The sequence below is a fragment of the Siccibacter colletis genome (assembly GCF_025914095.1).
GTDB classification, from domain to species: domain Bacteria; phylum Pseudomonadota; class Gammaproteobacteria; order Enterobacterales; family Enterobacteriaceae; genus Siccibacter; species Siccibacter colletis.
Window position 1 is genome coordinate 659380 of sequence record NZ_CP074352.1, and the last position, 23198, is coordinate 682577.

Annotated in this window: 18 protein-coding genes; 3 read left to right on the forward strand and 15 right to left on the reverse strand. The window is 59.7% G+C overall.

Annotation, left to right across the window (positions count from 1 at the left end; genetic code table 11):
* Genes apaG through lptD form a run of 5 tightly spaced genes read right to left on the reverse strand, consistent with a single transcriptional unit; the run spans window position 1 to window position 5886 of the window.
* Window positions 1-378: a Co2+/Mg2+ efflux protein ApaG gene (gene apaG, locus KFZ77_RS03305; RefSeq protein WP_264385432.1), complete on the reverse strand. Its 378-nt coding sequence runs from the start codon at window positions 376-378 to the stop codon at window positions 1-3.
* A 3-nt stretch (window positions 379-381) separates the two neighbouring features.
* Window positions 382-1203, reverse strand: coding sequence for a 16S rRNA (adenine(1518)-N(6)/adenine(1519)-N(6))-dimethyltransferase RsmA (rsmA, locus tag KFZ77_RS03310; protein ID WP_031518632.1), 822 nt, complete (start codon window positions 1201-1203; stop codon window positions 382-384).
* Window positions 1200-2189 (reverse strand): 4-hydroxythreonine-4-phosphate dehydrogenase PdxA, encoded by a 990-nt coding sequence (gene pdxA, locus KFZ77_RS03315; protein WP_031518630.1) that lies wholly within the window; start codon window positions 2187-2189, stop codon window positions 1200-1202. Before pdxA ends, rsmA begins: the two co-directional genes overlap by 4 nt.
* Window positions 2189-3475: a peptidylprolyl isomerase SurA gene (gene surA / locus KFZ77_RS03320; protein WP_264385433.1), complete on the reverse strand. Its 1287-nt coding sequence runs from the start codon at window positions 3473-3475 to the stop codon at window positions 2189-2191. Before surA ends, pdxA begins: the two co-directional genes overlap by 1 nt.
* Before the next feature lie 50 nt (window positions 3476-3525).
* Window positions 3526-5886, reverse strand: coding sequence for an LPS assembly protein LptD (gene lptD, locus KFZ77_RS03325; RefSeq protein ID WP_264385434.1), 2361 nt, complete (start codon window positions 5884-5886; stop codon window positions 3526-3528).
* A 184-nt stretch (window positions 5887-6070) separates the two neighbouring features.
* Between lptD and djlA the strand changes: the two genes are divergently transcribed.
* Window positions 6071-6886, forward strand: a complete 816-nt coding sequence (gene djlA / locus KFZ77_RS03330; RefSeq protein WP_031518625.1) for a co-chaperone DjlA — start codon at window positions 6071-6073, stop codon at window positions 6884-6886.
* A gap of 81 nt (window positions 6887-6967) precedes the next feature.
* On the opposite strand, the gene rluA is transcribed toward djlA, so the two are convergent.
* From rluA to araB, 7 genes are all read right to left on the reverse strand, one after another.
* Window positions 6968-7627, reverse strand: coding sequence for a bifunctional tRNA pseudouridine(32) synthase/23S rRNA pseudouridine(746) synthase RluA (rluA, locus tag KFZ77_RS03335; RefSeq protein ID WP_031518623.1), 660 nt, complete (start codon window positions 7625-7627; stop codon window positions 6968-6970).
* A gap of 16 nt (window positions 7628-7643) precedes the next feature.
* The gene (rapA, locus tag KFZ77_RS03340) at window positions 7644-10550 is read right to left on the reverse strand and encodes an RNA polymerase-associated protein RapA (RefSeq protein ID WP_031518621.1); all 2907 of its coding nucleotides are present in this window, start codon (window positions 10548-10550) and stop codon (window positions 7644-7646) included.
* A 132-nt stretch (window positions 10551-10682) separates the two neighbouring features.
* On the reverse strand, window positions 10683-13043 hold the full coding sequence (gene polB / locus KFZ77_RS03345; RefSeq protein WP_264385435.1) for a DNA polymerase II: 2361 nt from the start codon (window positions 13041-13043) through the stop codon (window positions 10683-10685).
* 44 nt (window positions 13044-13087) lie between these two features.
* Window positions 13088-13714, reverse strand: coding sequence for a YdcF family protein (locus KFZ77_RS03350; protein WP_051640433.1), 627 nt, complete (start codon window positions 13712-13714; stop codon window positions 13088-13090).
* A 113-nt stretch (window positions 13715-13827) separates the two neighbouring features.
* Window positions 13828-14523: an L-ribulose-5-phosphate 4-epimerase gene (araD, locus tag KFZ77_RS03355; protein ID WP_031518616.1), complete on the reverse strand. Its 696-nt coding sequence runs from the start codon at window positions 14521-14523 to the stop codon at window positions 13828-13830.
* Window positions 14524-14628: 105 nt separating this feature from the next.
* Window positions 14629-16131, reverse strand: a complete 1503-nt coding sequence (araA, locus tag KFZ77_RS03360; protein WP_264385436.1) for an L-arabinose isomerase — start codon at window positions 16129-16131, stop codon at window positions 14629-14631.
* Window positions 16132-16141: 10 nt separating this feature from the next.
* Window positions 16142-17848 carry a ribulokinase gene (araB, locus tag KFZ77_RS03365; protein WP_031518612.1) on the reverse strand — a complete coding sequence of 569 codons (1707 nt, stop codon included), beginning with the start codon at window positions 17846-17848 and terminating at the stop codon, window positions 16142-16144.
* A 339-nt stretch (window positions 17849-18187) separates the two neighbouring features.
* Between araB and araC the strand changes: the two genes are divergently transcribed.
* Together araC and KFZ77_RS03375 are read left to right on the forward strand one after the other, a co-directional pair.
* Window positions 18188-19039: an arabinose operon transcriptional regulator AraC gene (gene araC / locus KFZ77_RS03370; RefSeq protein WP_152548330.1), complete on the forward strand. Its 852-nt coding sequence runs from the start codon at window positions 18188-18190 to the stop codon at window positions 19037-19039.
* Window positions 19040-19160: 121 nt separating this feature from the next.
* Window positions 19161-19934 (forward strand): DedA family protein, encoded by a 774-nt coding sequence (locus tag KFZ77_RS03375; protein WP_264385437.1) that lies wholly within the window; start codon window positions 19161-19163, stop codon window positions 19932-19934.
* On the opposite strand, the gene thiQ is transcribed toward KFZ77_RS03375, so the two are convergent.
* The 3 genes from thiQ to thiB are packed head-to-tail and all read right to left on the reverse strand — an operon-like array spanning window position 19928 to window position 23182.
* Complete coding sequence (thiQ, locus tag KFZ77_RS03380) at window positions 19928-20629, reverse strand: thiamine ABC transporter ATP-binding protein ThiQ (protein WP_264385438.1); 702 nt, start codon at window positions 20627-20629, stop codon at window positions 19928-19930. The two genes, KFZ77_RS03375 and thiQ, sit on opposite strands and share 7 nt — an antisense overlap.
* Window positions 20613-22223: a thiamine/thiamine pyrophosphate ABC transporter permease ThiP gene (thiP, locus tag KFZ77_RS03385; protein WP_264385439.1), complete on the reverse strand. Its 1611-nt coding sequence runs from the start codon at window positions 22221-22223 to the stop codon at window positions 20613-20615. Before thiP ends, thiQ begins: the two co-directional genes overlap by 17 nt.
* Window positions 22199-23182 carry a thiamine ABC transporter substrate binding subunit gene (thiB, locus tag KFZ77_RS03390; protein ID WP_264385440.1) on the reverse strand — a complete coding sequence of 328 codons (984 nt, stop codon included), beginning with the start codon at window positions 23180-23182 and terminating at the stop codon, window positions 22199-22201. Before thiB ends, thiP begins: the two co-directional genes overlap by 25 nt.
* Between the last annotated feature and the right edge of the window lie 16 nt (window positions 23183-23198).

A 23198-nucleotide genomic window follows, 5' to 3' on the forward strand; every position in this document is an offset into this window, starting at 1 on the left:
TCAGTGAATAAGTGTTGGAACGGCCAGGCGGAAAACGGGGATCTCAACGCGCAAGGCATTGCCCTGCGCATCGATCATCTCGTAGTGCCCTTCCATGGTGCCCATCGGCGTTTCGATTACCGCGCCGCTGGTGTACTGGTAGTCATTGCCCGGTTCGATACGGGGCTGGACGCCAACGACGCCCTCGCCCTGAACTTCTGTCTCCCGTCCGTTGCCGTTGGTGATCCGCCAGTAGCGGCTCAGCAGCTGAACAGGCGTGCGCCCGAGATTACGAATGGTGACGGTATACGCAAAGACGAAACGTTCTTCCTCCGGCGAGGACTGGGATTCGACGTAGTAACTCTGCACCTGAACGCAAACGCGGGACGACTCTGACATAGGTTAGCTCTCCTTCGAGGCCTGACGATCGGCTAAGTGATTAGCCATCTGGCAGTACTGCGCCACGCTGATGTTTTCCGCACGCTTCGTCGGATCGACGCCCATCGCGTCCAGCTCTTCAACGCTAAACATATTGCCGAGGCTGTTGCGAACGGTTTTGCGGCGCTGGTTGAACGCCTCGGTGGTAATGCGGCTCAGCAGACGCAGGTCTTTCACCGGGTGCGGCAGCGTGGTATGCGGCACCAGACGCACCACGGCAGAATCCACTTTAGGCGGCGGCGTGAAGGCGGTCGGCGGTACTTCGAGCACCGGAATAACCTGGCAGTAGTACTGCGCCATCACGCTCAAACGACCATACGCCTTACTGTTCGGGCCTGCAACCAGACGATTCACCACCTCTTTTTGCAGCATGAAGTGCATATCGGCGATGGCATCAGTATAGCTAAAGAGGTGGAACATCAGCGGCGTAGAGATGTTATACGGCAGGTTGCCGAATACGCGCAGCGGCTGACCGATGGTAGCCGACAGCTCGGCAAAGTTCATGGTCATGGCGTCCTGCTGATAAATGGTCAGCTTCGGGGCCAGGAACGGGTGGGTCTGCAGACGCGCGGCCAGATCGCGGTCAAGCTCGATCACCGTCAGCTTATCGAGGCGCTCGCCGACCGGCTCGGTCAGGGCACCCAGACCCGGGCCGATTTCGACCATCGCCTGATTCTTCTGTGGATTGATAGCGGCAACAATGCTGTCGATAACGAACTGATCGTTAAGGAAGTTTTGCCCGAAACGTTTACGGGCGAGATGGCCCTGATGGACTCGATTATTCATTGACTATTAACAATCATTTTAATGGCGAGATTAAGCGCCGTAGTAAAACTGCCGACATCGGCCGTACCGCGTCCCGCGAGTTCAAGCGCGGTACCGTGGTCAACCGAGGTGCGAATAAAGGGCAGGCCAAGGGTAATATTCACCGCCCGGCCAAAGCCCTGGTATTTTAGCACGGGCAGCCCCTGATCGTGGTACATCGCAAGCACCGCGTCAGCGTGGTCAAGGTATTTGGGCTGGAACAGCGTATCCGCTGGCAGCGGACCGCTCAGGTTCATGCCGGTGGCGCGCAGCGCGTCCAGTACCGGAATGATGGTATCGATCTCTTCGCTTCCCATATGCCCGCCTTCGCCGGCATGGGGATTGAGGCCGCACACCAGAATATGGGGTGCGGCGATACCAAATTTATGCTGCAAATCGTGATGAAGAATGGTGATGACCTGGCGCAGTGAGGCTGGTGTAATGGCGTCCGCAACTGCTTTCAGCGGCAGATGTGTGGTCGCCAGCGCAACGCGCAACTCTTCGGTTGCCAGCATCATCACGACTTTTTCGCTCTGCGCACGCGCTTCAAAAAACTCGGTATGACCGGTAAACGGAATACCGGCATCGTTGATGATGCCCTTATGCACCGGGCCGGTGATCAGCGCGGCAAACTCGCCGGACAGCGCACCGTCGCAGGCGCGTGCCAGCGTCTCCACCACGTACTCCCCGTTGCGCACGTCAAGCACGCCCGGCGTAACCGGTGCATGCAGTGGCACCGGCAACAGCGTCAGCGTACCCGCCCGCTGTGAAGCGGCAGGTCGTTGTGCATCATAGGGGAGAAGCTGGAGAGGCAGACCGAGCAGGGTAGCCCGCCCGGTTAACAGCGCACCATCCGCACACACTACCAGTTCTACCGGCCAGTCGCGTTGCGCGAGCTGCACCACCAGATCCGGACCAATCCCGGCAGGTTCGCCGGGAGTGATGATGATGCGCGGCGTGGTGACCATCAATTGCTCAGGATTTTCACGTAGGCGCTGGCGCGCTGTTCCTGCATCCAGGTTGCCGCTTCTTCAGAGAATTTGCGGTTGAACAGCATGCGGTAAGCGCGATCTTTCTGGGCTGCATCGGTCTTATCGACGTTGCGGGTATCCAGCAACTGGATCAGGTGCCAGCCAAAGGAGGAGTGCACCGGAGCGCTGACCTGGCCTTTATTCAGCTTCATCAGCGCATCGCGGAAGGCCGGATCGTACATGTCAGGTGAAGCCCAACCCAGATCGCCGCCCTGGTTCGCAGAGCCTGGATCCTGAGAGAAGGCTTTCGCTGCGGCTTCAAAGGTGGTTTTTCCACCTCTGATATCCGCGGCGATCTGTTCGATTTTCACCCGTGCCTGCTCGTCGGTCATGATCGGAGACGGCTTCAGCAGAATGTGGCGTGCGTGCGCTTCGGTCACAGAAATGTTCTGCGTCTGGCCGCGCATGTCGTTCACTTTCAGAATGTGGAAGCCTACGCCGGAACGAATCGGGCCGATGATGTCGCCTTTTTTCGCTGTGCTCAGCGCCTGGGCAAAGATGGACGGCAGCTCCTGAATACGTCCCCAGCCCATCTGGCCGCCTTTCAGCGCCTGCTGGTCAGCAGAATAGGAGATAGCGAGCTTACCGAAGTCGCCGCCGTTACGCGCCTGGTCGATAACGTTACGCGCCTGGGTTTCCGCGTCGTCAACCTGGGCGGAAGAGGGGTTTTCCGGCAGCGCGATCAGAATGTGGCTGAGGTTCAGCTCGGTGCTGGCGTCATTCTGGTTACCCACCTGGGCGGCCAGCTGCTCCACTTCCTGCGGCAGGATAGTGACGCGACGGCGCACTTCGTTATTACGCACTTCAGAGATCAGCATCTCTTTGCGGATCTGGCTGCGGTAGGTGTTGTAGTTCAGACCGTCGTAGGCCAGGCGGCTGCGCATCTGATCCATCGACATATTGTTCTGACGCGCGATGTTGGCGATCGCCTGATCCAGCTGCTGATCGGAGATCTGCACGCCCATTTTCTGGCCCATCTGTAGCAGGATCTGATCCATGATCAGACGTTCAAGGATCTGATGGCGCAGCGTGGTGTCATCCGGAAGCTGCTGACCCGCACCGCTCGCGTTGAGCTTTACAGACTGCATCAAACCATCAACGTCACTTTCCAGCACCACACCGTTGTTCACCACGGCTGCAACTTTATCGACAACCTGCGGAGCAGCGAAACCGGTATTCACCACGAACGTGATACCAAGAAGCAGCGTTTTCCAGTTCTTCATACTATTTCCATTCTGATTAACCGCATTGCGGACTGTTTAAATCGACTGCCTTACAGCGAGCTCTGGTACGGCAGAATGTTCGAGCGCAACATCTCATTGGTGCCGAGGCCGTAGTTGGAGCTCAGGCCGCGCAGTTCAATGTTGAAGCCGAACACGTTATCATATTTGCTCTGATTGTTTTCCCAGCCGTTAAGCTTGCGCTCGTATCCGACGCGGATCGCGTAACAGCAGGAGTTGTACTGCACGGCCAGCATCTGATCGGCCGCTTTATTGGTGTTGGTGTCGTGATAGTACGCACCCACCACCGACCAGCGATCGACAATCGGCCAGCTGGCGGTCGCACCGACCTGCGAAATGCCCTTGTTGTACTGCTCGGACGACGCATAACGCGGCAGCGTTGCCTGGATGTATTCCGGGCTGGCGTAACGGTAGTTCAGTTGCACCAGACGGTTCTCATCGCGACGATACTCAATGGCGCTGCTGCCGGTGGCGACGTTATCGAGGCGCGTGTCGTACTGCACGCCGCCGCGTAAGCCCCAGCGATCGCTGATGCGCCACATGGTATCGCCGGCCCAGACCACAGACCCGGTCTGCTTGTCTTTTTCCCAGTTGATGTTGTCATCACCGGTACGGGACTCGGTGAAATAGTAGATTTGACCAACGGAAACGTTAAAACGTTCAACTGACGCGTCGTCATAAAAACGGCTGGTCACGCCTGAGGTCAGCTGATTCGCTGAGGCGATACGGTCCAGACCGCCGTAGGTGCGGTCGCGGAACAGGCCAGAGTAATCAAACTGCAACAGCGAGGAGTCATAGTTGTTGATGTTGCTCTGGTCACGGTACGGCACGTAGAGGTACTGCAGACGCGGCTCAAGTGTCTGGGTATAGCCCGCCACCGTGTCCACGTCGCGCTCGAAGACCATCTTGCCGTCCACTTTGAACTGCGGCATCACGCGGTTAACCGACTCCTTCAGCGCCGTCGCAGCAGGGTCGTTATTGGTATACGCGCGGTACTCTTCAAGGTTTTTCTGGTCATAATGCGTAGCGTACAGCTTCGCTTCGGTGTTGATGCTTCCCCATTGGTTGGAGAGCGGCAGCGAGAGCGTTGGCTCCATGTGCAGACGCGTCGCTTCCGGCAGATTATCGTTCACGTTGGTGAAGTGCACTGCCTGGGTATAAAGGCGCGCATCAAACGGACCGAGATCGTTCTGATAGAAATTGACGTCAAGCTGCGGCTCGGCGCGATAGGAGTCGCGGTTACGCTGGGTATCAAACACCTGGAACTGACGGGTGGAGATGGTGGCATCAAAGTTTTGCACCGCGTAGCCGACGCTGAATTTCTGCGTCGCGTAGCCATCGGTACTGGTGCCGTACTCCGAGTCGAAGTCGTTGAAGTAGCGCTCGTCGCTGACTTTGGTGTAGTCAACGTTGAAGCGCCACACCTGATCCATCACGCCGCCGTGTTTCCAGTAATACATCCAGCGGTGGCTGTCGCCGTCCTGGGCGTAGTCGTTGTTATACACGCGGTCGGACGGCAGGTAGTCGAACTCCATCAGGCCGAGACCGGCCTGGGTCAGGTAGCGGAATTCGTTCTGCCACATGATGCCGCCACGCTTGTCCATATAGTGCGGAGTGATGGTGGCATCGAAGTTTGGCGCGATGTTCCAGTAGTACGGCAGGGTGAACTCGAAACCGTTCTTCGAGCCGTACTTGGCATTCGGGATCAGGAAGCCGGAGCGGCGTTTATCGCCGATCGGCAGCTGCAGATAGGGGCTGTAGAAGATGGGCACTGGCCCAAGCTTGAAGCGCGCATTCCAGATTTCAGCAACCTGCTCTTCGCGGTCCTGAATCACTTCGCTTCCCACCACGCTCCAGGTGTCGGAGCCGGGCAGGCAGGAGGTAAAGGTGCCGTTTTCCAGAATGGTGTAGCGGTTTTCACCGCGCTGCTTCATGACGTCCGCCGTACCACGGCCCTGACGACCCACCATCTGGTAGTCGCCCTGCCAGACGTTAGTATCTTTGGTATTCAGGTTCGACCAGGCTTTTGGCCCTTTCAGGATCACCTGATTATCGTCGTAGTGGACGTTACCGAGGGCATCCACGGTACGCACCGGTTCCGCCTGGCCTTCCACCTGTTTCTGATGCAGCTGTACCTCGTCGGCCAGCAGGCGGCTATTGCCCTGCTGAATATCGACGTTACCGGAGAACACCGCATCGTCCGGATAATTGCCTTTGGCATTATCGGCATTGATGGTGACGGGCAAGCTGTTGGGTTCGCCCTCTACCAGAGGACGATTGTAACTGGGAACGCCGAGCATACACTGCGAGGCGAGATCGGCAGCCAGACCTTGTTGGCTATACAGGGCTGTGCCAATCATCGTGGCCAGCAAGGTGGGAATACGTTTTTTCATACGTGTTATTCGTTGTTCCGTCATCAGTGGCGTCGCGCCGGCAAACGGTCAGAGACTAACTTACTCATCACCACAGCGCCAGTGTTAATCCTGCCCGTTTTAAGCCTTGTGTGTTAGGCACGGCTAAGAATGACGGGTATGATAAAGCAAATTCTAGCCGACGGCATGACGATTTGGGGAGTATATGCAGTATTGGGGAAAAGTGATTGGTGTGGCAGCAGCGCTGATACTGGGCGGCGGCTTCTGGGGCGTCCTGCTGGGGCTACTGATTGGCCATGCAATTGATAAAGCGCGCAGCCGTCGTACCGTCTGGTTTGCTAACCAGCAGCAGCGTCAGTCGCTGTTCTTTAGCACCACGTTTGAAGTGATGGGGCATCTCACCAAATCGAAAGGGCGCGTCACCGCAGCCGATATCCAGATCGCGACATTATTAATGGACCGCATGGATCTGCACGGTGACTCGCGTAGCGCCGCGCAGCAGGCATTCCGCGTCGGCAAAGCCGATAACTATCCGCTGCGTGAGAAAATGCGCCAGTTGAGAAGCGTCTGCTTCGGGCGTTTCGATCTGATTCGGATGTTTCTGGAAATCCAGATCCAGGCGGCGTTTGCTGACGGCTCGCTGCACCCGAACGAGCGCGACGTGTTGTACGTGATTGCCGAAGAGCTGGGGATCTCGCGCATGCAGTTTGACCAGTTCCTGCGCATGATGCAGGGCGGGGCGCACTTCGGCGGCGGTTACCAGCAGCAGGGCAGCGGCGGTAACTGGCAGCAGGCGCAGCAGGGGCCGACGCTGGAAGATGCCTGTAACGTGCTGGGCGTGAAGCCATCCGATGACGCCACCACTATCAAGCGCGCCTACCGCAAGCTGATGAGCGAGCATCACCCTGATAAGCTGGTCGCGAAAGGGCTGCCGCCGGAGATGATGCAGATGGCGAAGCAGAAAGCGCAGGAGATCCAGAAAGCCTACGACCTGATTAAAACCAGCAAAGGCTTTAAGTAATCCGCAGTGCGTCGTCCAGGCGCCGCGCAATAAAAAAGGCAGCTACCCTCGGGTCGCTGCCTTTTTTTTTCACCCGGATGTTCAGAAATCGACCGGCGCGTTAAAGGTCATCGGTGTACGGTACTGCGGATGGGTGATGGTCAGGGTCGCGGCGTGCAGCAGCAGGCGCGGCGCACGGACCAGCGCCTCCGGCGTCGCGTAAAAGCGGTCGCCGAGGATCGGGTGACCCAGCGCCTGCATGTGTACCCGCAACTGGTGCGAGCGCCCGGTGATGGGTTTGAGCAGTACGCGGGCGGTATTGTCATCCGCGTACTCCAGCACCTGATACTCGGTTTGCGCCGCTTTGCCGGTTTCAAAGCAGACAATTTGCTTAGGCCGGTTCGGCCAGTCGCAGATAAGCGGCAGATCCACCAGCCCCTCTTCCTGCTCAGGATGACCCCACACCCGCGCCAGATACTGCTTCTTCGGCTCGCGCTCGCGGAACTGACGTTTCAGCTCGCGCTCTGCGGCTTTCGTCAGCGCCACCACGATCACGCCGCTGGTGGCCATGTCGAGACGGTGCACGGATTCCGCCAGCGGGAAGTCGCGCTGAATGCGCGTCATCACGCTGTCTTTGTGCTCGTCGAGACGACCCGGTACCGAAAGCAGCCCGCTTGGTTTATTGACCACCATGATGTGGTCATCCTGATACAGGATGACCAGCCAGGGATCGGTGGGCGGGTTATAGGGTTCCATCAACATTAACGGTAGTCCTATATCACTGATGCGTAACGACGATGAGACGCAGCGCATCAAGGCGCCAGCTGGCCTGGCTCAGGCTCTCAAGCACCTGCTTGCGGTTGCTGTCGATGGCTTCCAGCTCGTCTTCACGGATGTTCGGGTTCACCGCTTTCAGCGCCTCAAGGCGAGAGAGTTCAGCGCTGAGCTTCTCGTCCGCTTCGCTGCGCGCGGAGGCGATGAGTGCCTGCGCCGCGTTCTCCGCCTGAGTTTCCGCCAGCTGCAGAATGGCGTGAACCTCCTGCTGCACCGCGTTCACCAGTTTGCTGCCGGTATGGCGGTTCACCGCGCTGAGCTGGCGGTTGAAGCTTTCGAACTCCACCTGACCCGCCAGATTCGTGCCGTTTTTATCCACCAGCATGCGCACCGGGGTCGGCGGCAGGAAGCGGTTGAGCTGCAGCTGTTTCGGCGCTTTGGCCTCCACCACGTACATCAGTTCCAGCAGCAGCGTGCCCTGCGGCAGCGCCTTATTCTTCAGCAGCGACAGGGCGCAGCTGCCGGTATCGCCGGAGAGGATCAGATCCAGACCGTTGCTGATAAGCGGATGCTCCCAGGTAATGAACTGCGCATCTTCGCGGGAGAGCGCCACATCACGGCTGAAGGTGATGGTGCAGCCGTCTTCCGGCAGACCCGGGAAATCCGGCACCAGCATGTGATCGGACGGGGTGAGAACAATCATGTGCTCACCGCGATCGTCCTGATTGATCCCGATGATATCGAAGAGGTTCATGGCGAAGTTCACCAGACCCGGATCGTCATCCTGGCCGGCGATGCTCTCCGCCAGCGCCTGTGCTTTTTCTCCGCCGTTGGAGTGGATCTCCAGCAGGCGGTCGCGGCCCTGCTCCAGCGCGCGTTTCAGACTCTCATGCTGCTCGCGGCAGTCGGCGATCAGCTCATCAAAGCCGTCGGTGTTGTCCGGCGCCGCCAGGAAGGCGATGAGCTTGCTATAGACGCTGTCGTAGATGGCGCGGCCGGTCGGGCAGGTGTGCTCGAAAGCATCCAGCCCTTCGTGATACCAGCGCACCAACACCGACTGCGCGGTATGCTCCAGATAAGGCACATGGATCTGAATATCGTGCGCCTGACCGATACGGTCGAGACGGCCAATACGCTGCTCCAGCAGGTCCGGGTTAAACGGCAGATCGAACATCACCAGATGGCTGGCGAACTGGAAGTTACGGCCTTCAGAGCCAATCTCCGAGCACAGCAGCACCTGCGCGCCGGTGTCCTCTTCCGAGAACCATGCTGCGGCGCGGTCGCGCTCGATAATCGACATGCCTTCGTGGAACACGGCCGCGCGGATGCCTTCGCGCTCGCGCAGCACCTGCTCCAGTTGCAGGGCAGTGGCGGCTTTGGCGCAGATCACCAGCACTTTCTGAGAGCGATGGCTGGTCAGGTAACCCATCAGCCACTCGACGCGCGGGTCGAAGTTCCACCAGGTGCCGGTATCGCCTTCGAACTCCTGATAAATCTGCTCCGGGTAAAGCAGGTCACGGGCGCGATCTTCTTCGCTCTTGCGCGCGCCCATGATGCCAGACACTTTAATTGCCGTCTGGTACTGGGTCGGCAGCGGCAGCTTGATAGTATGCAGCTCGCGTTTCGGGAAACCTTTCACGCCGTTACGGGTGTTGCGGAACAGCACGCGGCTGGTGCCGTGGCGGTCCATCAGCATGTCGATCAGCTCCTGGCGGGCATCCGCTGCGCCGTCGCGATCGCTGTTGGCGGTCTGCAGCAGCGGCTCGATATCCTGCTCGCCGATAAGCTCGCTCAGCATGTTGAGATCGGCATCGCTCAGGCGGTTGCCGGCCAGCAGCAGCGCCACGGCGTCTGCTACCGGGCGGTAGTTGTTCTGCTCTTCTACAAAGAGGTCGAAATCATGGAAGCGGTTCGGGTCGAGCAGGCGCAGACGCGCAAAGTGGCTCTCCATTCCGAGCTGTTCCGGGGTCGCGGTGAGCAGCAGCACGCCGGGTACCTGCGAGGCCAGCTGTTCAATTGCCAGATATTCACGGCTTGGCTCATCCACGCTCCACACCAGGTGATGCGCTTCGTCCACCACCAGCAGATCCCACTCGGCTTCGCACAGGTGCTCCAGGCGCTGCTTGTTGCGGCGCACGAAATCCAGCGAGCAGATCACCAGTTGTTCGGTTTCAAACGGGTTATCGGCGTCGTGGGCGGCTTCGGCATAGCGCTCGTCATCAAACAGCGCAAAGCGCAGGTTGAAGCGACGCAGCATCTCCACCAGCCACTGATGTTGCAGGGTTTCCGGTACCACGATCAGCACGCGTTCGGCGGCACCAGAGAGCAGCTGCTGATGCAGGATCATCCCGGCTTCAATGGTTTTACCCAGCCCGACTTCATCTGCCAGCAGCACGCGCGGTGCGTGGCGACGGCCCACGTCATGGGCGATATTCAGCTGGTGCGGGATAAGGTTGGTGCGCTGGCCGCGCAGGCCGCTCCAGGGCATACGGTACTGTTCGCTCTGGTATTTACGGGCGCGGTAACGCAGCGCAAAGCGATCCATACGGTCAAGCTGACCGGCGAACAGGCGATCCTGGGGTTTACTGAATACCAGTTTGCTGTCGAGCAGCACTTCACGCAGCGTGACGCCGCTCTCCTGAGTGTCCAGGCGGGTACCGGTATAGGCGAGCAGGCCATTCTCTTCCTTAACGTCATCGACTTTCAGCTCCCAGCCTTCATGGCTGGTGACTGTGTCACCCGGATTGAACATCACGCGGGTGATAGGGGAGTCATTTCGGGCATACAGACGATTTTCACCGGTGGCAGGGAAAAGCAGGGTCACCATGCGCGCATCTATCGCGACTACAGTGCCCAGACCCAGTTCGCTTTCGGTATCGCTGATCCAACGTTGACCAAGGGTAAATGGCATAAGTATTCGGCTCTATTCAGTAGCAAATTTCAGGCAAAAGTATGACCTCCACCACGAGTGGCGGACCGTCAGAAAAGGAACCTGGATTGGAAAGGGCGCTATGGTACTGGAAGGCAATGGATTCGTCACCTGTCAAAAAAGCCCCAGCTGCCCTGTCATAAGTGTAGCAAAATCATCGGCGGTGAAAGGGAGTATCCCTTCGGCCACCGGCTGAAGTTGCTTCGTCAGATAGTGTTCATAATCCAGTGGCGAGCGCTGGTAATCCACCGGCTCCGGGCCGCTGGTGGTCCAGACGTATTTGATGCTGCCTCGGTTCTGATACTGAGGCGGGCGACCGCGGCGCGCATTCTCTTCGTCTGCCAGCCGGGCGGCGCGCACGTGCGGTGGTACGTTGCGCTGGTATTCGCTGAGCGGGCGACGCAGCCGCTTGCGGTAAACCAGTTGCCCGTCCAGCTCGCCCTCCATCAGCTGGCGAATGGTTTCGCGCACATACTCCTGATACGGCTCGCGGCGGAAAATACGCAGATACAGGTTCTGCTGAAACTGCTGCGCCAGCGGCGTCCAGTCGGTGCGCACGGTTTCCAGCCCCTTAAACACCATGCGCTGGCTGTCGCCCTCCTGAATCAGCCCGGCATAGCGCTTCTTGCTGCCGGTTTCCGCCCCGCGAATGGTTGGCATCAGAAAACGGCAGAAGTGGGTTTCGTACTCCAGCTCCAGCGCGCTTTCAAGGCCGTATTCGCTGCGCAGATGGGCTTTCCACCAGGCGTTGACGTGCTCCACCAGCTGCTGGCCGATACGTGCCGCGTCCGCCTCGCTGTGGGCCTGTTTCAGCCAGACGAAGGTGGAGTCAGTGTCGCCGTAAATCACGTTATAGCCCTGGCTTTCAATCAGCGCTTTGGTCTGCAGCATGATGGCGTGACCGCGCATGGTAATAGAGGAAGCGAGGCGCGGATCGAAGAAGCGACAGGCGCTGGTGCCGAGCACGCCATAGAAGGCGTTCATAATGATCTTTAAGGCCTGGGAGAGGGGCTTGTTGCCCTGGCGTTTGGCCTCTTCGCGTCCGTGCCAGATCTGGCTGACGATCTCCGGCAGGCAGTGCGTCTCACGTCCAAACCAGGCTCCGAGAAAACCTTCGACGCTCTTTTCCGGCTCCGGTTGCGCCATTCCTTCAACCAGCCCGACCGGGTCAATCAGAAAGGTGCGGATAATCGACGGATAAAGGCTTTTGTAGTCCAGCACCAGTACCGAATCGTACAGGCCGGGGCGCGAGTCCATGACGTAGCCGCCGGGACTGGGCTGGGGCGGGACATCGCCGAGATTGGGTGCCACATAGCCGGCACGGTGCATGCGCGGAAAATAGAGGTGGCTGAATGCTGCTACCGAGCCGCCGTGACGGTCGACCGGCAGACCGTTGACCGTCGCGCGCTCCAGCAAAAACGGCATCAGCTCGGTTTTATGGAAGATGCGCGTCACCAGCTCGCAGTCTTTCAGGTTGTAGATCGCCAGTGCGGGTTTGTCTTCATTGAAGCGGCGCTCAATCTCATCCATACGATGCCAGGGATCGTCGATGGATTTCCCTTCGCCAAGCAACTCCTGTGAAACGCTCTCCAGCGAGAACGAGGAGAAGTTCCAGAATGCGGATTTCAGCGCTTCAATGCCGTCGATGATCAGCCTGCCCGCCGCCTGGGCGAAGAACACGCCGTTCTTGAAACCGTGCTCGCGCCACTCCAGTGGAAGGTTACCGCGCCCCCAGGTCAGCGGCACGCCGTAGCGCTCGGCGTGTTTCTGCAGCACCCGCAGGTCGAACTGCACCAGGTTCCAGCCGATAATCACATCGGGATCGTACTCGGCAAACCAGGCGTTGAGCCGCTGCAGCATCTGCGGACGGCTGGCGAGGTACTCCAGCCGGAAATCCAGGGTGCGCGTGGCCCCGTTTTCCGGCCCGAGCATAAACACCACCCGATCGCCACAGCCTTCCAGGCCGATGCAGGTGACTTCACCGTGACGTGTAGTTTCAATATCCAGCGACACCCACTTCAGCGGTGGGCGATACTCAGGCGCAGGCTTCAGGCGGGCATTCATCAGCGTATCGCCGCGCGGCTCGCCATCCACCCACACCGGGGCGGTAATGAACCGCTCCATCAGGAACCGCTCCGGAGGACGAACGTCACCTTCATACACCGTGATGCCGTTCTCGCGCAGCAGCTTTTCCAGCCGCATCAGCTGACGATGCTGATTACAGTAGAGGCCGAACACCGGCTGACGGTGAAAATCCCTGAGGCCGAGCGGCGTGAGGCGCACGCCTTTTTCGCCCGCCAGCAGCCCTTCAACCTCAGCGCGCTGACGCTCGGGAATAAACGCCACCGATTCCTGCGGCGGGAGCACAACCTTAAGCGGCCCGGCGTCGGTCGCCAGCCAGAATTCCACTTCGGTACCCTGCGGGGTATCCCGCCAGTGGCGGGTAAGAATAAAGCCCTGACGCGCCTGTGACACGCTGCTCTCTCAGTCAGTCAAACCAGCGGGGAGTATAGCCTGTTTCAGGGGAAGGTGCTGGGGTTTTGTACAGTATTGCGTAGTGCTACGAAGTATCTGACAGGTTGATAGCCTGAGTAATAAAAAGCTTCCCGCAACAGAAAAGGCAACTGCGCGTTGAGCGTGCGAAAGCGGGAGGAGGGTGTCGGTGAAGAGAATGCCGCTATCCCGGCGTCACGGGCAATTAACATGGCGCGTTTCATATGTAAGGGATCGCTGACGATCAATGCTGTGCGAAAATGCTTTTTGCGCATTATTACATGGGCATAGCGTAGATTCTCACGCGTTACTCGTGACTGTTGCTCAATGTAAATATCCTTAGCAGGGACGCCGTGTGCAATCAGATAGTGCTGGCCTGTCGCAGCGTCTGACATCGAATTTCCTGGAGAAAAACCTCCGGTTACAATCGCTTTTTTTACATATCCCAGACGATAAAGCGTGATGGCATGCTCAAGGCGCTCGCGAAATACCGGGGATGGATGAGAACCCGCGATACCTGCGCCGAGAATAATAACGCAGTCAGCAGGACGAGTTTGCGTCGTTTGACTGAAATGATAAACAGACCAGACGTTAAACAGATAAAAGGCGAGGAGAACCCCGCTGAGAATACGAACGGCAAAGCATACGTTCATTTGCTCATTCCTTGAGAAATTATGAAGCAGTGATTTACCACATATTTCTGTTCGGCAATATGAGCAAAGCAGACAAAAAATCAGAAGCCTGTAACAGGTTACAGGCTTTGTAATTACTGACCGTAATACGCTTTCGCGCCGTGCTTGCGCAGGTAGTGTTTATCCAGCAGGGTCTGCTGCATGGCGGGAAGCTGTGGGGCGAGCTGGCGGGCGAAGATCCCCATATAGGCGATCTCTTCCAGCACGATGGCGTTATGAACCGCGTCGGCGGCGTCTTTGCCCCAGGTAAAGGGGCCGTGGGAGTGCACCAGTACGCCAGGCATCTGCGCCGGATCGATGCCTGCATCGCGGAAGGTTTCGACAATCACCGCGCCGGTTTCCCATTCGTACTCGCCGTTGATCTCTTCCTCGGTCATCTTACGGGTGCAGGGCACCGGACCGTAGAAATAGTCGGCGTGAGTCGTGCCCGTGGCGGGCACGGGCAAGCCAGCCTGCGCCCAGATGGTGGCATGGCGCGAATGGGTATGCACGATGCCGCCAATGGCAGGGAATGCCTGATACAGCAGGCGATGAGTAGGGGTATCGGAGGAGGGCTTTTTGGTGCCTTCCACCACCTCGCCGGTTTCCAGACTCACCACCACCATATCCTCAGCGCGCATCACGGTATAATCCACGCCGGAAGGTTTAATGATCAGCACGCCGCGCTCGCGATCGACGGCGCTGACGTTGCCCCAGGTGAGGGTGACCAGATTATGCTGCGGCAGAGCCAGATTCGCCTCCAGCACCTGGCGCTTCAACTCTTCAAACATAGTGAAACCTCAAATGTTGCAGGGTGGATGCGCAGCGGCGCTCCACCGTGTTAGCCGTGCGGCGGGCGACACGTAGCCAGCCCGCCGGAAGTGAAACGCAGGGAATTAGCGTTTCAGGCCGTAGTAGATCTCGTTCCAGCGCAGCGCATCCTTGAACGCCGGCAGGCGCGTATCATTGTCGATCACCGCCACTTCAATGCCGTGCAGCTCTGCAAACAGGCGCATGTCATCGAGGTTCAGCGACTGGCTGAACACCGTATGGTGCGCACCGCCCGCGAGGATCCAGGCTTCGGATGCCGTCGGCAGATCCGGCTGCGCTTTCCACAGGGCGTTCGCCACCGGCAGCTTCGGCAGATCGTGAGGGGTTGGCACCGCGTCCACGCAGTTAACCAGCAGGCGGAAGCGATCGCCGAGATCGATCAGGCTGGCGTTGATCGCCGGACCGGTAGTGGTAGAGAAGATCAGGCGCGCCGGATCGGCTTTGCCGCCGATGCCCAGATACTGCACGTCCAGGATTGGTTTTTCGTCAGTGGCGATGGTCGGGCACACTTCCAGCATGTGCGAGCCGAGCACCAGGTCGTTGCCGGACTCGAAGTTGTAGGTGTAATCCTCCATAAAGGAGGTGCCGCCCGGCAGGCCTGCGGCCATCACTTTCATGATGCGCAGCAGCGCCGCGGTTTTCCAGTCGCCTTCCCCGGCGAAGCCGTAGCCCTGCTGCATCAGGCGCTGAACCGCCAGCCCCGGCAGCTGTTTCAGGCCGTGCAGATCTTCAAAGGTGGTGGTAAAGGCGTGGAAGCCGCCCTGTTCCAGGAAGCGCTTAATGCCCAGCTCAATGCGCGCAGCGTCAATGACGTTCTGACGCTTGTCGCCGTTCACCTGCGCGGCGGCGGTCAGGCGATAGCTGCTTTCATACTCGTCGATCAGCGCATTGATATCGCCCTCGCTCACCTCGTTGACTACCGCCACCAGATCGCCGACGCCCCAGGTGTTAACCGAGAAACCAAACTTGATCTGCGCTGCGACTTTATCCCCTTCGGTAACCGCCACTTCACGCATGTTGTCGCCAAAGCGCGCCACTTTCAGCTGGCGAGTGTCCTGCTTCGATACCGCCTGGCGCACCCAGGCACCAAGACGTTTTTGCGCCTCTTTATCCTGCCAGTGCCCGGTCACCACGCTGTGCTGCAGGCGCATACGGGCACCGATGAAACCGAACTCACGGCCGCCGTGCGCGGTCTGGTTCAGGTTCATAAAGTCCATATCGATGCTGCCCCACGGGATCTGGGCGTTGAACTGGGTATGGAACTGCAGCAGCGGTTTATTCAGGATGCTCAGGCCGTTAATCCACATTTTTGCCGGCGAGAAGGTGTGCAGCCACACCACAAGACCCGCGCACTTCTCGTCATGGTTCGCTTCGCGGCAGATGGCGGTGATCTCATCCGGCGTGGTGCCCAGCGGTTTCAGTACCAGCTTGCAGGGCAGATTCGCTTCGGCATTCAGCGCGTTCACCACCTGGCCGGCATGGTCGTTCACCTGGCGCAGGGTTTCCGGGCCATAAAGATGCTGACTACCAATGACGAACCACACTTCATATTGAGAAAAAATGCTCATTATCTTGTCCTTAATGTGTCAGGGCGTTCTGGCCTGCGGCAACAGGCTGTGACGTAGCGGAAGGGGAGTAGTGTTGCTCTGCGCTCTTCGCCCACTGCTGATAGCGGTGGTAGAGGCGCTGGAAACGGGCTGCCTGAGCGGCGTCGGGCTGAAGCGTATTTTCGATACGGCTTGCCATCACCTGCTGGGCGGCAGGAATGTCGCTGTGTACCCCAGCCGCCACGGCGGCGAAGATCGCCGCACCCAGCGCGCAGCACTGATCCGAGGCGACAATTTGCAATGGACGGTTCAGCACGTCGCAGCAGGCCTGCATGATGACCGGGTTTTTACGCGCGATGCCGCCGAGGGCCATCACGTTATTGACCGCGATGCCCTGCTCGGTGAAACACTCCATGATGGCGCGGGCGCCGAAAGCGGTAGCCGCAACCAGGCCGCCAAACAGCGCCGGTGCATCGGTAGCCAGACTCAGGTCGGTGATCACGCCCTTCAGGCGCTGATTGGCAAACGGCGTGCGGCGCCCGTTAAACCAGTCAAGCACTACCGGCAGGTGTTCGAGCGACGGCTGTTTGGCCCAGGCGGCGGTCAGTGCAGGCAGCAGCGCTTTCTTACTGGCGGCGATCTGCTCGCGCAGCTCAGGATGCTGAGCGGCCAGCTCATCCAGCGGCCAGCCCAGCACGCGGCCAAACCAGGCATAGATATCGCCAAAGGCCGACTGGCCCGCCTCAAGACCGATAAATCCCGGCGTGACGCTGCCATCCACCTGGCCGCAAATACCCTTCACCGCACGGTCGCCGACGCTCGGGTAATCCGCCGTCAGGATGTCGCAGGTTGAGGTGCCGATGACTTTTACCAGGGTATTGGGTTGCGCGCCCGCGCCGACCGCGCCCATATGGCAGTCAAACGCGCCGCCGGAAATCACTACGCTCTCCGGCAGGCCCAGACGTGCGGCCCACTCCGGGCTGAGATTCCCCACCGGAACGTCTGCCGTCCAGGTGTCGGTGAACATCGGGTAGACGAGATTCTGATTGAGGATCGGGTCCAGCTCGTCAAAGAAGCTGGCCGGCGGCAGGCCGCCCCAGCTCTCATGCCACAGGGATTTATGGCCGGCGCTGCAGCGGCCGCGGCGAATGTCTGCCGGACGCGTGGTGCCGGAGAGCAGGGCCGGTACCCAGTCGCACAGCTCGATCCAGGAGGACGCTGCCTGCGCCACGGCCGCATCGGTACGGGTGACGTGCAGAATCTTGGCCCAGAACCATTCGCTGGAATAAATTCCGCCGATATAGCGCGAGTAGTCGGCCTTACCCGGCTGGTGGCACAGGCGGGTGATGGCTTCGGCCTCTTCTACCGCCGTGTGATCCTTCCACAGGACAAACATCGCGTTCGGATTGTCGGCAAACTCCGGGCGCAGCGCCAGCACGTAGCCGTCGTCGTCAATGGGCGCAGGGGTTGACCCGGTGCTGTCGACGCCGATACCAACGATCTGCGTGCGGGCGTCATCCGGTAACTGGTCGAGCACCGCCAGCAGCGATTTTTCCATCGAATCGATGTAATCGAGGGGGTGATGACGAAACTGATTGTGGGGCGCATCGCAGAAGCGACCTTCCATCCAACGCGGATACCACTCAACCGCAGTGGCCAGCTCCGCACCGGTCGCGCAGTCTACAGCCAGGGCGCGTACCGAATCACTACCAAAATCCAGGCCAAGGGCGATTGCCATCTTTCATTGCTCCATGAACAAACAGACATGGATGAACAGTAGTTTTCAAGGCCGGAAACCGTCAGGGGAAATTGGCTTATCTTATGGACGAAAATGCTATGGGTTAGCAAACTGTGACGTCACGCAAATATTCGATGTGGACATTTCTGCCGCGGTTATAGACAATTCTGTTACTCCGTTTTCGTGCTGTTTCAGGGGCTTCAGGGAATGAATTACTGCGTTTAAACGGACTTACCCCGCATGGATAACGCCATGCCAGCCCCGCAGGTGGGCACAGGCAGTAGCGGGGCGGGATATGGACAATTGGTTTCCTTATTTAACGCTGGAGCGATGCACATTATGGCTGAAATGCAAAACGATCCGCTGCTGCCGGGCTACTCGTTCAATGCCCATCTGGTTGCCGGGCTGACGCCCATCGAAGCGGGCGGCTACCTCGACTTTTTCATCGACCGGCCGCTGGGCATGAAGGGGTTTATTCTCAATCTGACGGTGCGTGGCGAGGGGGTAGTGAAAAACCAGGGGCAGCAGTTTATCTGCAAGCCCGGCGATATCCTGCTGTTCCCACCCGGCGAAATCCATCACTACGGACGCAGCCCTGGCGCGCAGGAGTGGTATCACCAGTGGGTCTATTTCCGTCCGCGCGCTTACTGGCACGAGTGGCTTAACTGGCCAGCCATCTTTGCCCATACCGGCTTTTTCCGGCCGGAGGAAACGCAGGCCGCGCAGTTTGCCGGGCTGTTCCAGCAGATCATTGACGCCGCTCAGGGGCAGGGACGTTACTCGGAACTGCTGGCGATCAACCTGCTGGAGCAGATGCTGCTGCGTCGTGTGGAAGCGATCAGCGAGTCGCTCAAAGCGCCGCTCGACCACCGGGTGCGCGATGCATGTCAGTACATCAGCGATCACCTGGCCGACAGCAACTTTGATATTGCGGGCGTGGCGCAGCACGTCTGCCTGTCGCCGTCGCGGCTCTCGCATCTGTTTCGCCAGCAGCTTGGCGTCAGCGTGTTGAGCTGGCGCGAGGATCAGCGCATCAGCCAGGCTAAACTGTTACTGAGCACCACGCGTATGCCGGTCGCCAGCGTCGGGCGCAACGTCGGGTTTGAAGATCAGCTCTACTTTTCACGGGTGTTTAAAAAATGCACCGGTGCCAGTCCGAGCGAGTTTCGCGCCGGGTGTGAGCAGGCGTAGCTAAACGAAAGGCTAATCAGCAACAAAATCTTACCACCGCACCGGATTTCAGGAGGCCGGGAGCTTGACGGGGCGCGGCGCGCTCAGCAGAATCCCCCTTCCTTCAACTAACGGATACGTTATGGAAGCTTTCCTGAATCACTTTATTACGCAGTCTGTGACGTATTCGCTGATTGCCGTGGCGCTGGTGGCGTTTCTCGAATCGCTGGCGCTGGTGGGGCTGCTGCTGCCGGGTACGGTGCTGATGGCGGGCCTCGGCGCGCTGATTGGCAGCGGCGAGGTCAATTTCTATCAGGCATGGGCGGCGGGCATCCTCGGCTGTTTCCTCGGTGACTGGATCTCGTTCGGCATCGGCTGGCGTTTCAAAAAGCCGCTGCATCGCTGGTCATTCCTGAAGAAAAACAAAGCGCTGCTCGATAAAACCGAGCATGCGCTGCACCAGCACAGCATGTTCACTATTCTGGTCGGGCGTTTTGTTGGCCCGACGCGTCCGCTGGTGCCGATGGTGGCCGGGATGCTCGATCTGCCGGTACGCAAATTCATTCTGCCGAACGTGATCGGCTGCGTGTTCTGGCCGCCGTTCTACTTCCTGCCCGGTATCCTCGCCGGGGCAGCGATCGATATCCCCGATGACATGCAAAGCGGCTGGTTTAAGTGGCTGCTGTTGGGGGTTGGCTTACTGCTGTGGATTGCCGCCTGGCTGTGCTGGCGCTGGTGGCGCAGCGGAAAATCCGGCAGCGACAGGCTGACGGCGTACCTGCCGCGCGCCCGGCTGCACTGGCTGGCGCCGCTGATCACGGCCGTTGCCGTCGGCGCACTGGTAGTCATCCAGAGCCATCCGCTGATGCCGGTTTACCTGCGCATTCTTGGAAAAGTACTCAGCGGCGCTCACTGAGGCGCGATACCTAACAGCGCCGACGCGCTGGTTTCACCGCGCACCAGCGCACCCGTGTCGCCGTCCCAGGCGATGCGGCCATCCACCACTACCACGCTGCGGGGCGCGATGCGCTCTGCGTCTTCAATGCTGTGGGACACCATTAACAGCGTCAGCTGCTGGCGTTCACACAGCGTCTCCAGCAGCGAGAGCATCTCCTGGCGCAGTGCCGGATCGAGGGCGGAAAACGGCTCATCCAGCAACAGCACGGGCTGTTCGCGTACCAGGCAGCGCGCCAGTGCCACACGCTGACGCTGACCGCCGGAGAGCTGACCGGGCAGCCTATCGAGCAGGGTATCGATCGCCATCTGGCGTGCGATCGTTTCCAGCCGGGCGCGCTGGTCGGCGTTAAGCTTCAGTCCCGGATGCAGACCGAGCCCGATGTTCTGGTGCACCGTCAGGTGGGTAAACAGGTTATTTTCCTGAAACAGCATCGACACCGGGCGCTGCGCCGGCGGCGTATGGGTATGGTCCGCGCCGTTTAGCCTGATACTGCCGGAGGCCGGCTCCAGAAAGCCCGCCACCAGGCTCAGCAGCGTGCTTTTTCCGGCCCCGCTCGGGCCGAGCACCGCCACGCGTTCCCCGGCGTTGAGATGCAGGTTGAAGCGCAGGGGCAGATGTTGATACAGCCAGGTTACATCAGTGAGAGTCAGCATGGCGCCCCGGGAGTTTTTCGATTGCAGTAAACAGCAGGAAGCAGAGCAGCAGCAGCAGCAGGGCGGTGACCGCTCCATCCTCGCTGCGGTAGGAGCCGATTTGCTGATAGAGATAAAATGGCAGGGTGCGGAAATCGGCATTGCCGAACAGCGCCACCACGCCAAAGTCGCCGATGGAGAGCACGCAGGCAAACGCCAGCGCCTGGCCCAGCGGCCCCCGCAGGGCGCGCCATTCGAGCCAGCGCAGGCGGTTAAGGCCGCGCAAGTCCAGCGACTGACACAGCAACCCGTAGCGGGCGGCGATATCGCGCATCGGGTGATCGAGCACCTTCATGGCATAAGGCACGGCCATCAGGGCATTGGTGAAAATCACAATCGCGTCCGCCTGCTGTGGCAAACCGATGCTGGCGTTGAGCAGCAGAAAGAAGCCGGTTGCCAGCACGATGCCGGGCATGGCGAGGATCAACATCCCGCTCAGCTCCAGCATCTGGCCCGCCATTGCCCGCTGGCGCAGCCGCAGCTCGCGGGCGCTCCACAGCAGCATCAGGGTAAGCACCATGCAGAGCAGCCCGGCTCCGAGCGCGATGCGCAGAGACGTTAACAGCGCCTGCCACAGCAGCGGGTCGGCCAGTACATGACTTACGCTGCGGTTGAGCCCGTCAACGATCACTGCCAGCAGCGGTGGCAACAGCAACAGCAGCGCAAGGCTTATCAGCGCGCCGTCGCACAGGCGGCTGCGCAGGCTGTCCTGCGGATTGCGCCAGCCCGACACCGCGCTGCTGCCTACCGGGATCGCCTTGCTGAGCCGCTGGCTGAGCATTACCAGGCCAAGACAGCAGACCATCTGCAACAGCGCCAGCAGCGCAGCACGCGCCGGATCGTAGTCGTAGCTGAGCGCCTGGAAGATAGCCAGCTCGATGGTGGTTGCCTGCGGCCCGCCGCCGAGCGACAGCACCGTGGCAAAGCTGGCGAAACAGAGCATAAAGATCAGCGCCGCCGTCGGGGCGATCTGTCGCCGCAGCCAGGGCCACTCGACGTAGCGGAAGAAATGCCAGCCGCGCATATCCAGCTGGGCGGCAATTTGTCGTTGCTCGCCGGGGATCTGCTCCAGCGCCAGCAGCAGCAGACGGGTCGCCATCGGCAGGTTGAAAAAGACATGCGCCAGCAGGATCCCCTGCAGGCCATAGGGCGAGAAGCGCCACTCAATGCCCGCCCAGGCGCAGAGTGTCGCCAGCCAGCCCTGACGCCCGTACACGCTGAGAATGCCGAACACCGCCACCAGCACCGGCAGTACCAGCGTCATGGCGCACAGCCGCAGCAGCGCCTCGCGCCCCGGAAAGCGCCGGCGGTACAGGGCGCGGGCGAGGAATATGGCGGGAACCACCGAAAGCAGGGCGGAGAGAAACGCCTGCCAGAATGAGAAACGCACCACGTGCCAGAGATAGCTGTCGTGCAGCACGGCGAAGGCGTCGCCGTGCGGTGCGTTAAACCACAGCGCGCCGAATGCAGCCAGCGCCACCGCCACCAGCAGCGTGGCGGCACACAGCCCCGGCCACATCCAGCCCGGGATTAACGGCTGACGGCGCGTTGCCATTCGCTAATCCAGGCGGCGCGCTGGGCGGCGACCTCATCGGCAGAGTATTCCAGCGTGGTCTGGGGTTTAACCAGCGAGGTAAAGCCCTCCGGCAGCGTCACGTTGCTGACCGGATACATCCAGTTTCCAGTGGGGATCGCCTGCTGGAACGCCGGGGTAAGCATAAACTTCATGAATTTATCCGCCAGTTCCGGCTGCTTGCTGGCAGCGAGACGCCCGGCCACTTCAACCTGCAGATAGTGGCCTTCGCTGAAGTTTGCCGCGGCGATATGCTCTTTTTTCTCTTCGATGATGTGATACGCCGGGGACGTGGTGTAGCTCAGCACCAGGTCGCTCTCACCTTTCAGGAACAGGCCGTAGGCTTCGCTCCAGCCTTTGGTGACGGTGACGGTTTTTGCCGCCAGCTTCTGCCACGCCTCGGGCGCTTTATCGCCATACACTTTTTGCATCCACAGCAGCAGCCCGAGGCCCGGCGTGCTGGTGCGCGGGTCCTGGTAAATAACGCGCCATTTCTGGTCACTCTCCACCAGCTCCTTCAGGCTTTTCGGCGGGTTTTTCACTTTGGTTTTGTCATACACGAAGGCGAACCAGCCGTAGTCGAACGGCACAAAGGTGTCGTTGTTCCAGCCGCCGGGGACGCTCACCGCGCTTGCGGGAATGCCGCTTCTGGCAAACAGCCCGGTTTGCGTGGCCGCCGCCAGCAGGTTGTTGTCGAGGCCCAGTACCACATCGGCCTTGCTGTTTTTGCCTTCCATACGCAGGCGGTTAAGCAGCGACACACCGTCTTCCAGCGCCACCAGCTTCAGTTCGCAGTTGCAGTCGGCTTCGAATGCCTTTTTCACCGTCGGGCCAGGGCCCCAGTCGGCAGCAAAAGAGTCGTAGGTATAAACGGTTAAAACAGGCTTCGCGAAAGCGGGCGCGGCGAGCAGGGCCAGCAGGGGGAGAAGTTTTTTCAGCACTTTGCACCTTTCATTC